This window comes from Erwinia sp. JUb26 (genome assembly GCF_003751505.1).
Lineage (GTDB): Bacteria > Pseudomonadota > Gammaproteobacteria > Enterobacterales > Enterobacteriaceae > Erwinia.
Genome location: NZ_RJVB01000001.1, coordinates 242,240 through 255,198, shown reverse-complemented (window position 1 = coordinate 255,198; position 12,959 = coordinate 242,240). Strand labels below are relative to the sequence as shown.

General features: G+C 58.7%; 13 protein-coding genes. 7 read left to right on the top strand and 6 right to left on the bottom strand.

The window, feature by feature from the left end:
* Positions 1 to 3: 3 nt before the first annotated feature.
* Positions 4 to 831, top strand: coding sequence for a glycosyltransferase family 8 protein (locus EC836_RS01170; RefSeq protein ID WP_123329327.1), 828 nt, complete (start codon positions 4 to 6; stop codon positions 829 to 831).
* A gap of 253 nt (positions 832 to 1,084) precedes the next feature.
* Here EC836_RS01170 and phnE (EC836_RS01165) read toward each other — a convergent pair whose 3' ends face one another.
* From phnE (EC836_RS01165) to EC836_RS01140, 6 genes are all read right to left on the bottom strand, one after another.
* Positions 1,085 to 1,969 carry a phosphonate ABC transporter, permease protein PhnE gene (gene phnE, locus EC836_RS01165; RefSeq protein ID WP_123329325.1) on the bottom strand — a complete coding sequence of 295 codons (885 nt, stop codon included), beginning with the start codon at positions 1,967 to 1,969 and terminating at the stop codon, positions 1,085 to 1,087.
* Entirely contained in the window at positions 1,966 to 2,835 is an 870-nt protein-coding gene (gene phnE / locus EC836_RS01160) for a phosphonate ABC transporter, permease protein PhnE (RefSeq protein ID WP_123329323.1), read from the bottom strand. The genes phnE (EC836_RS01165) and phnE (EC836_RS01160) overlap by 4 nt, the downstream gene beginning before the upstream one ends.
* A 60-nt stretch (positions 2,836 to 2,895) precedes the next feature.
* Complete coding sequence (gene phnD / locus EC836_RS01155) at positions 2,896 to 3,822, bottom strand: phosphonate ABC transporter substrate-binding protein (protein ID WP_123329320.1); 927 nt, start codon at positions 3,820 to 3,822, stop codon at positions 2,896 to 2,898.
* A gap of 25 nt (positions 3,823 to 3,847) precedes the next feature.
* A complete protein-coding gene (gene phnC / locus EC836_RS01150) occupies positions 3,848 to 4,681 on the bottom strand; it encodes a phosphonate ABC transporter ATP-binding protein (protein ID WP_123329317.1) in 834 nt (277 codons plus the stop codon).
* Positions 4,682 to 4,802: 121 nt separating this feature from the next.
* Positions 4,803 to 5,492 carry a two-component response regulator DpiA gene (dpiA, locus tag EC836_RS01145; protein WP_123329315.1) on the bottom strand — a complete coding sequence of 230 codons (690 nt, stop codon included), beginning with the start codon at positions 5,490 to 5,492 and terminating at the stop codon, positions 4,803 to 4,805.
* The gene (locus EC836_RS01140) at positions 5,461 to 6,741 is read right to left on the bottom strand and encodes an ATP-binding protein (RefSeq protein ID WP_123329313.1); all 1,281 of its coding nucleotides are present in this window, start codon (positions 6,739 to 6,741) and stop codon (positions 5,461 to 5,463) included. Before EC836_RS01140 ends, dpiA begins: the two co-directional genes overlap by 32 nt.
* A gap of 321 nt (positions 6,742 to 7,062) precedes the next feature.
* On the opposite strand from EC836_RS01140, the gene citC reads away from it, so the two are divergent.
* From citC to EC836_RS01110, 6 genes are read left to right on the top strand one after another with little or no spacing between them, the layout of a single operon-like run.
* Positions 7,063 to 8,121 (top strand): [citrate (pro-3S)-lyase] ligase, encoded by a 1,059-nt coding sequence (citC, locus tag EC836_RS01135; protein ID WP_123329311.1) that lies wholly within the window; start codon positions 7,063 to 7,065, stop codon positions 8,119 to 8,121.
* On the top strand, positions 8,118 to 8,414 hold the full coding sequence (citD, locus tag EC836_RS01130) for a citrate lyase acyl carrier protein (protein ID WP_123329309.1): 297 nt from the start codon (positions 8,118 to 8,120) through the stop codon (positions 8,412 to 8,414). The genes citC and citD overlap by 4 nt, the downstream gene beginning before the upstream one ends.
* Complete coding sequence (locus EC836_RS01125) at positions 8,411 to 9,319, top strand: aldolase/citrate lyase family protein (protein ID WP_123329307.1); 909 nt, start codon at positions 8,411 to 8,413, stop codon at positions 9,317 to 9,319. The genes citD and EC836_RS01125 overlap by 4 nt, the downstream gene beginning before the upstream one ends.
* Positions 9,320 to 9,328: 9 nt before the next feature.
* Positions 9,329 to 10,846 (top strand): citrate lyase subunit alpha, encoded by a 1,518-nt coding sequence (gene citF / locus EC836_RS01120; protein ID WP_123329304.1) that lies wholly within the window; start codon positions 9,329 to 9,331, stop codon positions 10,844 to 10,846.
* Positions 10,847 to 10,849: 3 nt separating this feature from the next.
* The gene (citX, locus tag EC836_RS01115) at positions 10,850 to 11,401 is read left to right on the top strand and encodes a citrate lyase holo-[acyl-carrier protein] synthase (RefSeq protein ID WP_123329302.1); all 552 of its coding nucleotides are present in this window, start codon (positions 10,850 to 10,852) and stop codon (positions 11,399 to 11,401) included.
* A 21-nt stretch (positions 11,402 to 11,422) separates the two neighbouring features.
* Positions 11,423 to 12,886: an anion permease gene (locus tag EC836_RS01110; RefSeq protein ID WP_123329300.1), complete on the top strand. Its 1,464-nt coding sequence runs from the start codon at positions 11,423 to 11,425 to the stop codon at positions 12,884 to 12,886.
* Positions 12,887 to 12,959 lie beyond the last annotated feature (73 nt).

Below are 12,959 nucleotides of genomic sequence, written 5' to 3'. Positions count from 1 at the left end.
GCCATGATGGCATGGACCACGTTACTAACTCAGCCCGGCTACCTGATCGGCGTGCGCGCGCTGGCAAAATCGCTACAGGTCAGCGGCAGTCGCTATCCGCTGGTGGTGATGGTGACCGGGAATATAACGCAAGAAGTGCGGGACACCCTCGACGCAGACGGCTGCCTGGTGCGGGAAGTGGCCCCCGTCAGCCCGAACCCGGCGCTGGAGAATCGCTACGCCAACGCGCGCTTTGCCGAGGTGTGGACCAAGCTGGCGGCCTGGACGCTGACCGAATTCGAACGGCTGGCCTTTCTTGATGCCGATATGCTGGTCACGCAGAATATGGACGAGCTGTTTGAGCTACCGCTGGCGGCGGGGACGATTGCGGCCTGCCACGCCTGCCGCTGCAACCCCAATCGCATTGAGAGCTATCCCGCCGACTGGACACCCGACAACTGTTTTTACAGCTGGTGCAAGGGAGAGGAGCACGTTGAGCAGCCCGACAAGGTGGATAACTATCTGAACGGTGGCTTCCTGCTGCTGACGCCGGATAAGTCGGTGTTTGAGGAGATGATGGCGCGGCTGGCGGCGCTGGATGACCTGTCCACCTATCTTTTCGCCGAGCAGGATTTCCTGAATCAGTTTTATCGCGACCGCTGGCAGCCGCTGCCGTGGGTTTATAACGCGCTGAAAACCCTGCCGCACCAGCACCCCCACGTGTGGAATGACCAGCGGGTGAAAAACATTCATTACATTATTGATAAACCCTGGGAACAATCGCCGGAGCCGGGCGACCGGTACTATGAGCTAAATCGGAAGTGGTGGCTGATTGCAGACCAGCTGAGCTGAACCGGCTGATAATCAGCAGGCTTATATTCCGCGTCACACTGGCGAGATTGTTTCATCCGGTGACTTCGTTTCCCGGATGTCTGATGTTAGTCATTGCTGACAGGTAAGCTGCCAAAATCTGAGCATGGAGCATTGATTCATGCGGACTTTAGCTTTCATTGCCAAAGTCCGCATCAGACTTAATCACAGCTGGCTGAAGTTCAACTCGTCAGTCGCGGTCCTGCCTGTTCTCACGCTTAACTACGAGCCTTCGTTACTTTTTCACCTCAAACAGCGGCACCGGCTGGCCCTGAATATAGCGTTTGCGCAATTTCGCCGAGAGGTAATCCATGGTCATCACGATCACCACCATGATCAGGGTGATAAACATCACCACGTCCCAGTTCCACAGGCGCATGTTTTCGGCATACACCAGCCCGACGCCACCGGCCCCGACGAAGCCGAGCACCGCCGCCGAACGGGTGTTGGATTCAATCTGATACAGGCTGAGCGCCAGGAACGCCGGGAAGGACTGGGTGAAAATCCCGAAGCGCTGCTTCTGCACCGCCGTGGCACCGAGCGCATTCAGCCCGCGTCCCGGCGAACGCTCCACCGCCTCATGCCCTTCGGCATACAGTTTCCCCAGCAGCCCGATGTCCTGCATGATAATCGCCAGCACCCCGGCCAGCGGCCCCATGCCGACGGCGCGTACGAAGATCAGCCCCCAGATCGCCATATCAATGCCGCGCAGCAGATCCAGCAGTCTGCGGACGATCAGCGAAACCGGGCGCAGCACCGGCGTGTTCATCACGTTGCGGGCGGCAAAGAACGACAGCGGCAGCGCGATCAGCGTGGCGGTCAGCGTCCCGGCGAAGACGATACCGATAGTGATACCGATCTGGCCGAAATAGTAGGCGAACGGCCAGTTGGCTACATCGTGCCAGACAAACATCCGCAGGAAGTAGTGCCCAAGCTGGCCCATGCCGATGGTCAGCTGCTGCCAGCTGATGCCAAAGCTGGTGAAGAAGAAAATGTAGTAGAGCAGAATGGCCCCGGCGATAATCCCGGTCTTCGTCAGATAGCGACGCTGCACGGCAAACAGCGCGCTATGCTGCTGCCGGATGCTGTTTTGCCGTTCGCTGTTGATGGATACGATCATGCGGCTTTCCCCTCTACCACGCGCTTGCGTATCCTGCCGGAGCAGGTATCCAGCAGCGATACCACCACGATAATCAGCAACAGCGTCATGCTGACCTGATCGTAGCGATCCAGTTTGATATTGGTCATCAGCTCCTGGCCGATGCCGCCCGCCCCCACCAGCCCGAGGATCGTCGACTGGCGGAAGTTGATTTCCAGGCGCATAAAGCCGTAGGAGAGAAACACCGGCTTCACCTGCGGCCACAGCGCGAAGCGCATACGCTGAAACGACGAAGCCCCCGCCGCCGCCAGGCCGCGCACCGGCTTGTCGGAGGCGCTTTCAATGGCTTCATAAAACAGCTTGGTCAGGCTGCCGATGGTGTGCAGCGCCAGGGCGAGGAAGCCGGGGATCACCCCGATACCAAAAGCCATCACGAACATCACCGCCCACGCCAGTTCAGGCATGGTGCGTAAGAAAGCCACCCCGGTACGGATAGCGAAACTGACGCCGCGCGGCGTCTGTGTATTGCCAGCGGCGAGGAAAGCCAGTACGCCGGCTACCATCACCGACAGCACCGTCGCCGCCAGCGCCAGCTGCAGCGTTTCCCAGATCAGCGGCAGCTGGATATGCAGGCGATAGCCCCACCACGCCAGCGAGCCGTCGGTTTTCACATCGTCAAACAGGGCATGAAAACGCAGCGCCGGTATCGTTTCACGAATGTAGTCAAAGAAGTGCGGCAGCGACACCCAGACGGTGTGCAGGTTAAATTCAGCCAGATGGGCCGAGCCAAGATACAGCCCCAGCAGCAACAATGACCACAGCAGCGTATCGCGCTTTTGCCTGCCGCGGATCTGCTGGTAGTAACGCTCAAAATCGGGATTTGTCATGCGGACACCTGAATTAAGGGCCGGAAGTCCGGCCCTTACAAACGGGGAGAAAGCGGCGGATTAAGAACGCTTGGAGGTCAGTTCACGTTTCATATCGATAATCGCCTGGTAATCTTTCACCGTGGCCGGGCCGATATGCTGTGCGCCACCGACGGCCTTGACGAAGCAGCTGTGCTGCTCGGTATCCAGCTTTTTGATGGCGGTAATCAGTTTGGCTTTGAAGTCCGCAGGCAGCTTGTTGCTGACCAGGATCGGGCCGTTAGGGATCAGCGGCGATTCCCAGATAATGCGGATTTTTTTCATCAGGTCAGGCTGACCGGCACGGATCATACGGGTGAATGCGCCGCTGGTGTAACCGGTATTGTAGTCACCGATCATTGAAGCCCAGGTCACCGCGCCTTCAAACTGACCGTTCAGCACGCCCAGCACATCCTGCTCGTGACCGCCGGAGAAGGTTACGCTGGAGAAGAAGCCGTTGTATTTGTCATCCACGCTGCCGCCAAACTCTTTCTTGAAGCTCTGGTTCGGGATCAGGAAGCCGGAAGTGGAATCCGGGTCGGCCATGCCGAAGGATTTACCTTTCAGGTCGGACAGCTTTTTGTACGGGCTGTCGGCTTTCACCACCACCACAGAATGGTAGCCGCGGGATTTATCCGCGTCGTCCACCACGATGCCGACCACGTCAACCGCCTGGGGATCGGCGATGTACACGGACGCATAAGAAGACGGCGACATGCTCAGTACCATATCCACTTTACCGCCCAGCAGACCCTGGATCACGCCAGAGTAGTCTGAGGAGTTACGCAGTTTGGTATCAACGCTCAGCTCTTTATCGAAGAAGTCTTTCACGCACTGGTTATCACCGATCTGCTGGGTGGCGTTCTGGCCGCCGAGAATGCCCAGGTTCAGTTCTTTTGGCGCGTCTGAAGCGAAGGCGTTGGCGGCCATAACACTGCTGATTACCGCTGCGAGTAGGTATTTTTTCATTGCTGTGTCCGTTTCCCAAAAAGTGTTAGTTAAGCTGCGACATCTCTTCGCCATACAGGGTATGAAGAAGGCTGTCGGTCAGCTGCGACGGATGTCCGTCAAAAACAATGCGCCCTTTGGCAATGCCAATAGCGCGCGTGCAGTACTCTTTCACCAGTTCCACCGAGTGCAGGTTGACCATCACGCTGATACCGTTTTCACTCACCTGGCGCAGAACGTCCATAATGCGGCGGGTGTTTTTCGGATCGAGCGAGGCCACCGGTTCGTCGGCGAGCAGAATTTTCGGGTTTTGCATCAGCGCACGGCAGATCGCCACGCGCTGCATCTGTCCACCGGAGAGGTTCTCGGCGCGCTGTAACGCCTGCGGCAGCATATTCAGCCACTCCAGCAGGCCGATAGCGCGGGCGCGATCCTCATCCGGGAAGATTTTGAACAGGGATTTCAGCGTCGAGGTCTGGCTCAGACGCCCCAGCAGGACATTGGTCAGCACGTCCAGACGCGGCACCAGGCAAAAGTCCTGGAAAATCATGCCGCATTCACTGCGCCACTGGCGCATCTGTCGGGCGTTCAGCTCAACGATATTCTGCTGTTTACCGTCGTCGGCGAAGTGGCGGATCTCACCCTCGCTGGCCGGTATCGTGCCGTTCAGCACGTGCAGCAGCGTGGATTTCCCCGCACCGGAGCGGCCAATCACCGCCACCAATTCCCCGGCGTGCAGGTCGAAGTTAATGTCGTCCAGCACGCGTGCCTGTGAGCCGTAGGATTTACCCAAACCATTAACCGCCAACACTCTGGCGTGGCTGGCCGGATGGGGAACATCCTGATGCTGTGGGGCAATTTTTAACTGTGCCTGTGCCATTGTCATTTACCGTTGTGGTTAAGCGCATTCGTCGTTGTGCGCTTATTAAGGGCGAGCACGATGACGCTCATATGACAGGCGGGTGATGAAACGGTGACAGGCGAAAAGAATTTTATCGGCGTTAATCCGGCGATGAGGACCGGTAGATGCGCTGCGGGCGCCCGACTTTGCCGTAAACAATGTCGGCGCGGATCCGCTGCTGCCCGGCGGCGAACTCCAGATAGCGCCGGGCGGTGGTCCGGCTCAGCTTCAGCGCCTGGGCCACCGTTTCGGCGGTATGGCGCGCGGCGCAATCGATAAACAGATCGCTGACCTTCGCCAGGGTCAGGGCATCGATCCCCGCCGGGAGCGGCACGTCCCCTGCATCGCGCGCATAGGCGTTAAACATCTCGTCAATCTGGCGCTGGCTGGCGCTTTCCGGGTTAGCCAGCATCGTTAACCGTTGCTGATAGCGATCCAGCGTCTGCTCCAGCCGTGACCAGGAAATCGGCTTAATCAGATAGTCAAAAACGCCGCAGCGGACGGCTTCCGCAACCGTGTCCATATCGCTGGCGGCGGTGGTGAAGACCACGCCGCACGGGCTGTGCGCGGCGGTCAGCTCATGCAGCAGCGTGATGCCGTTACCATCCGGCAAAAAGTTGTCCAGCAGGATCAGCGACGGCCTGAAGCGCGCAATCATCACGCGCGCCTGGGCTAAATTTCCTGCCAGCCACACCTGCCCGTAGCTGCAGCGCTGGCGAAGAAATTCGGCGTGCATTTCGGCCAGCGCGGTTTCATCTTCAACGATCAAAATGCTCAGAGGTTGTGCCATACGTCGGTTTCACTTTCGGTAAATAAATAGAAAACAGCGAGCCACAGGGCGGGTTATCTTCCAGCGTAATCACCCCGCCGCAGCGTGCCACGTAGCCGGCGATCAGATAAAGACCGATACCGTGCTCCTCGTCCTGATTCGTTTTGCTGCTGACTCCCCGGTTGAAGATCGCTTCTCGCCGGTCTACGGCGATACCGCAGCCCCGATCGGCCACTTCGATCAGCACCTCGGTTCCTTCGTCACTCAGATACAGTTCAACCGAGCGATGCTCCGGCGCACAGTCCCGGCTGGCTTCAAAGGCATTATCCAGCAGATTGCCAACGATGGAGGCAAATTCAGCGCTGTTCAGCCCCGTCGGCAGCTGCCGCAGCTGGCTGCCGTCGGCGACCGCCAGCGTTAAGCCCAGCTCCCGTGCCCGCTGCATCTTGCCAAACAGCAGCCCGACCAGCTGACGATCGGCAAAGGACGCCATTAGCCAATCGATCTGCGCCTGCTGCAGGTCGGATTCGCCGTGCACCATCTCCAGTACCCGATCGTACTCCTTCATCTGCAGCAGGCCGTTGATCGTCGACATCCAGTTAAGCTGCTCGTGGCGCTGGGTTCGCAGGCCGTCAACATACTGTTCCATACCGCGCATCCGGCGCTTAAGGTAGGCGGCAAACAGCCACCACAGCATCAGCAGCAGGAAAAGCATCGCCGCAAAAGCACCGGCGACCGGCAGAATAAAGTCCCGCCGCCAGCCCTCAATTTTGCTGGAGAGATAGCCGAGCGAGACTACACCAACCACCTGGCCGTGGCGGTCAAACACCGGGGTTTTCGCCCGCAGCGCCACGCCAATCGACCCTTCTCCGCTGATAAAGTAGCTTTCGCCCTTCTCCAGCGCGCCGGGTTTAGTCCACTGCATCGGATAGCCAATTTTGGCTGGATTCGGGTGATAGAGGCGGATTGAGCGGCGGTCGCCGATCACCAGGTAGTCGAAGTCCGAACCGCGCGCCAGACGGCGCACAATCGCTCCCAACTGAGCGGTATCCCGCGCTTCTACCGCGGCCACCACGCTGTCGTTGGAGGCGATAATCCGCGCCTGATTCATCGCCATATCGCACACCTGGTGGTTCAGGTAATCCTCAAATCGGGTCGAGAAATAGTGGCCCAGAGCGGCAATGAGCAGAACGGAGATCAGTAATAGAAACAGGAAAAATCGCAGAGGAAACATTCGACATTCAAACAGGCGCAAACAGTTTTTATTCATTTTATTGACCCTTTTCACTTCCCTGTTCCGCAACATCATATCCATTATTGTCGATAAAATTTAAATTCACTGCATTAAGTAAAATATAACCCTGCCAGTATCCGTCACAAAATTAATTAAGCAAATAAAAACCATTAAGCTCTTTTAAATCAGATCGCAGTTTATGAATCAAATCAAAAAATATCGTACTGCATGCACGTAATATCGCCGAATTAGTCAGTTAACGTCCGCATTCGTGCCATGAATGTTATTGATTTGAAGAAAATTATCATCCTCTACGTTGCCCATACGGAAACGTGAAGAGGTGGAAAAACGCCAGATATGTTATCTCAATGTGTATTTTCCCAGGTGAAACGCGCCGAAAACAGGAAGATGGCCGCCATTATTCAGTTTCTGCGCCACAACGATTTGAACATCGATACGTCGGTAGAGGTGTTTATTACCGTCACTCGCGATGAGCAGCTGATTGCCTGCGGCGGTATTGCCGGAAACATTATTAAATGCGTCGCCATCAGCGAGTCCGCCCGCGGGGAAGGCCTGGCACTCACGCTGGCGACGGAATTAATCCATCTGGCCTATGAAAGGCAGTGCACGCATTTATTTCTTTACACAAAAAGTGAAAACGAAACGCTGTTCGGGCAGTGCGGCTTTTATCCCCTCGCCCGCGTTCCCGGCATCATGGTGCTGATGGAGAACGACGCAACCCGCCTGGAGCGCTACGCCAGCTTCCTGACCACCCTGCGGCGCGGCGGCAGCAGGACGGGCTGCATTGTGATGAATGCCAATCCGTTTACCCTCGGCCACCGCTATCTGATCCAGCAGGCCGCCGCCCGGTGCGACTGGCTGCACGTGTTTCTGGTCAAGGAGGATACTTCACGCTTCCCGTATGAAGATCGTCTGGCGCTGGTGCGTGCCGGAACCGTAGACATTCCGGGCCTGACGGTGCATCGCGGCTCGGAATACCTGATCTCCCGCGCCACCTTCCCCTGTTACTTCATCAAAGAACAGGGCGTGATCGATCGCTGCTACACCGAAATCGATCTGCAGATTTTTCGCCAGCACATTGCTCCGGCGCTGGGAATTACTCACCGGTTTGTCGGCAGCGAGCCGTTCTGCCCCGTCACCGCAAACTACAACCGCGATATGCGCCGCTGCCTCAGCGATCCGACGATGGATGCACCGCCGGTTGAGCTCGTGGAAATTGAGCGCGTGCAGTACCAGGGCAAAGCCATTTCCGCCTCCTGGGTTCGCCAGCTGCTGGTGAAACAGCAGGCCGACCTTATCAGGCATCTGGTGCCCCCCACCACCTTTGACTACCTGCAGCAGATGTTCGCCGCAGGCAAACGCTCCCATTCTGAATCAGTAACAGGTGAAACATGAAAATAATCCATGCAGCCGTTGCCGGCACTCTGGAATCCGGTGATGTGATGATCCGCATCGCCCCTGCCGACGGGCAGGATATCGAACTGCAGATCAACAGCAGCGTTGAAAAGCAGTTTGGCGAGGCGATCCGCGCCACCCTTCTGCAGACGCTGCGCCACTACGACGTGCGGGGCGTGCAGCTGATCGTTGACGATAAAGGCGCGCTGGACTGCATCCTGCGCGCCCGGCTGGAAACCCTGCTGGCCCGCGCTGCGGGCCTCACCGCCCTGCCCTGGGAGAATGCAAAATGACCCTGTCGCTTAACGCCGATCGCCGATCGCGCATCCGCCGCAGCATGCTGTTTGTACCCGGTGCCAACGCCGCGATGGTCAGTAACGCGTTTATTTATCGCGCCGACGCGCTGATGTTTGACCTTGAGGACTCGGTGATCCTGCGCGAGAAAGACGCCGCGCGCCGCCTGGTGTATCACGCGCTCCAGCATCCCCTTTACCAGGACGTCGAAACCATTGTTCGCGTTAATGCCCTGGACTCAGCCTTCGGCCTGGACGATCTGCAAGCCGTGGTGCGCGGCGGTGCGGATATCGTGCGCCTGCCGAAAACGGACACCGCGCAGGACGTCATCGATATCGAGACCGAAATCAGCCGTATCGAAAAACAGTGCGGTCGTGAACCCGGCAGCACTGGCCTGCTGGCGGCGATCGAATCCGCGCAGGGGATTACCCAGGCGGTGGCGATTGCCCACGCGTCACCGCGCTTAATCGGTATCGCGCTGGGGGCGGAGGACTACGTGCGCGATCTGCGCACCGAGCGTTCGCCGGAAGGCGTCGAACTGCTGTTCGCCCGCTGTTCCATTCTACAGGCGGCACGCTCGGCGGGCATTCAGGCGTTCGATACCGTCTATTCCGACGCCAATAACGATGCCGGCTTCCTGCACGAAGCAGCACACATTCACCAGCTGGGTTTCGACGGTAAATCGCTGATTAACCCGCGCCAGATCGATCTGCTGCACAACCTCTTCGCCCCCACACGTAAAGCCTTTACCCAGGCTCAGCAGATTGTCGACGCCGCCGAAACCGCCGCCCTTGAAGGGCGCGGCGTGGTGTCACTCAACGGAAAAATGGTGGACAGCCCGGTGATTGAACGCGCCCGGCTGGTACTTTCCCGCGCGGCGCTTTCCGGGCTGCGTGATGAATAAGGACAGACTATGACTCAGTATCAATCCGATGAACACATGCGCGAACGTCGACAGCCCGCGTATGGCTACCCGGTATATCAATCCGTTTCCAAGCTGAATCAGCAGGCGCAAAAGCCGCGCGACGGCAAGATCTGCGCCACCCTCGAAGAGGCCATTCGCCGCTCGGGATTGAGAGACGGCATGACCGTCTCCTTCCACCACGCCTTTCGCGGCGGTGACCTGACGCTGAACGCGGTGATGGAGGCGATTGCCCGTCTGGGATTTAAAAACCTGACGCTGGCTTCCAGTTCGCTAAACGACTGCCACGCGCCGCTGATCGACCACATCCGCAATAACGTGGTCAGCCGTATTTACACCTCAGGCCTGCGCGGTCCGCTGGCGGAAGCGATTTCGCGCGGGCTGCTTGCCGAACCGGTTCAGATCCATTCGCACGGCGGCCGCGTCGAGCTGCTTGACCGTGGCGAACTGACTATCGATGTCGCTTTCCTCGGCGTGCCCGCCTGCGACCCGGCGGGCAACGCCAGTGGCCGCATCGGCCGCGCCTGCTGCGGCTCGCTGGGCTATGCCAAAGTCGATGCGCAATATGCCCATAAGGTGGTGCTGCTGACCGAGGAGATTGTCAGCTACCCGCATGCGCCGGCCAGCCTGGCGCAGGATCGGATAGATCTAATTGTTCAGGTCCCACAGGTGGGCGACGCCGACAAAATCGGTGCGGATACCACCCGCATGACCACCAATCCCCGCGAGCTGCTGATCGCCCGCAGCGCCGCCGAAGTGGTAGTTAACTCCGGCTACTTTAAGGAAGGATTTTCGCTGCAAACCGGCACCGGCGGGGCCTCGCTGGCGGTGAGCCGTTTCCTGGAGGACAGTATGCGCCGCCGCGATGTTCACGCCGCCTTTGCTCTCGGCGGTATTACCGCCGCTATGGTGGATCTGCACGAAAAGGGACTGATCGGTAAGCTGCTCGACGTGCAGAGCTTCGACCGCCACGCGGCGGAATCGCTGGCGCGCAACCCCAACCATATCGAGATCAGCGCCAATCAGTACGCTAACTGGCGTTCAAAAGGCGCCTCGGTCGATCGCCTCGATGTGGTGATCCTCAGCGCGCTGGAGGTGGATACCAGCTTTAACGTCAACGTACTGACCGGCTCCGATGGCGTGCTGCGCGGCGCGTCCGGCGGCCACTGCGATACGGCGGTGGCCGCCGCGCTGTCAATTATCGTCGCCCCGCTGGTTCGCGGCCGCATCCCAACCCTGGTGAATAAAGTCACCACCTGTGTGACGCCGGGCTCCAGCATCGACATTTTGGTTACCGATCACGGTATTGCCGTTAACCCGGCGCGCCCCGAGCTGGCGGACCGACTGCAAGAGGCCGGCATGAAAGTGGTGGCAATTGAATGGCTGCGCGAGCGGGCCGAACTGCTGACCGGAAAACCGCAGCCGATTGCCTTTACCGACCGGACGATTGCCGTAGTGCGCTATCGCGACGGTTCGGTGATTGATGTCGTTCGTCAGGTGAAGGAGTGAATCATGCCGCTTTATATCACCTCGGCCACCCGCGCCGTGATCACCGTGGAGCAGTTGCTGGCCAGCCGGGATGCCCGCCGCGCGCGTCAGCAGGAATGGCTGGCGCAGGATGCCAGCACACTAATCTCCTTTACCGTGCTGGTCCCGGGATCGGTGAAAGACAGCCCGCTCACGCGGCGCATTTTTAATCGCGGTGTGCGGGCGTTACGACCATTACTTGCGGCGTCCGGCTGGGAAATCACCCGCCAGCGCTGCGTTGCGCTACCCAGCGGTCCGGAAGGTCTGCTGGCGGTTAGTGTTCCCGCCGACCGGCTGAAGCGCGCACTGATCGATCTCGAGCAGGCTTCACCGCTGGGCAGGCTGTGGGATTTTGACGTGCTGACGCCGCAGGGAGCGATCCTGTCGCGCAAAGACTACAACCTGCCCGCCCGCACCTGCCTGCTGTGTCAGCAGGAGGCTTCGGTGTGCGCCCGCAACCGCGCGCATCCGCTGACCGATCTGCTTCGCCAGATGGATGCGCTGCTCCAGATGACCGACGCCGTTAACCCACATTAAATCCCTGACAGAGGATCGATTATGTCCATTGCGAAAGATAAGATATGGAAATCTCTGACCCCGCTGATAGTCCTCGCCGTGATGCTGCTGATCCCGGTCCCTGACGGCATGCCGCCGCAGGCCTGGCACTACTTCGCGGTCTTCGTGGCGATGATTGTTGGGATGATCCTTGAACCGATCCCGGCAACCGCCATCAGTTTTATTGCCGTGACGGTCTGCGTTATCGGCAGCCATTACGTCTTATTTGATGCCGCCGAGTTGGCGGACCCTACATTTAACGCCGGGAAACAGGCGCTGAAATGGGGACTGGCGGGCTTCTCCAGTTCAACGGTCTGGCTGGTGTTTGGCGCCTTTATCTTTGCGCTGGGCTATGAGGTTACCGGCCTGGGGCGCCGTATTGCGCTGTTCATGGTCAAGTTTATGGGCAAGCGCACGCTGACCCTGGGCTACGCTATCGTGATCATCGACGTGATGCTGGCACCGTTTACCCCGTCCAACACCGCGCGAACCGGCGGTACGGTATTCCCCGTCATCAAAAACCTGCCGCCGCTGTTTAAATCGTTCCCCAACGATCCCTCCTCAAAGCGGATCGGCGGCTACCTGATGTGGATGATGGTGATCGGCACCAGCCTCAGCTCGTCGATGTTTATTACCGGGTCTGCGCCAAACGTGCTGGGCCTGGAGTTCGTCGGTAAAATTGCCGGTATCCAGATCAGCTGGCTGCAGTGGTTCCTCAGCTTCCTGCCGGTGGGGATCATTCTGCTGGTAGTTGCGCCCTGGCTGTCCTACCTCCTCTATAAGCCTGAGATCACCCACAGCGAGGAGGTGTCGAACTGGGCGGGTGATGCGCTGAAGGAGATGGGTCGCCTGACGCGTAAAGAAATCACGCTGATCGGCCTGGTGCTGCTGAGCCTGGGGCTGTGGGTATTTGGCGGCAAAATCATCAACGCCACGGCGGTGGGGCTGCTGGCGGTTTCCCTGATGCTGGCGCTGCACGTGGTGCCGTGGAAAGCGATCACCCAATACCACAGCGCCTGGAATACGCTGGTTAACCTGGCGACGCTGGTGGTGATGGCAAATGGCCTGACCCGCTCCGGCTTTATCGACTGGTTTGCCCAAACCATGAGCCAACATCTGGAGGGTTTTTCCCCCAGCGGCACGGTGGTGGCGCTGGTGCTGGTGTTCTATTTTGCCCACTATCTGTTTGCCAGCCTGTCGGCGCATACCGCCACCATGCTGCCGATGATTCTGGCCGTGGGTAAAGGCATTCCCGGCGTGCCGATGGAGCACCTGTGCATCCTGCTGGTGCTGTCTATCGGCATCATGGGCTGCCTGACGCCGTATGCCACCGGTCCCGGCGTGATTATCTACGGCTGCGGCTACGTTAAATCGAAGGATTACTGGCGGCTGGGCGCGATATTCGGCGTAGTGTTTATTTCACTGCTGCTGCTGGTCGGCTGGCCAATTCTGGCGATGTGGAGCTGATGTTTCAGGGGCAGACCGCACTGGCTTTCTGCCTCCTTCTTCAAGACGGTTTGGATGCCCGAGTTTCTCGGGG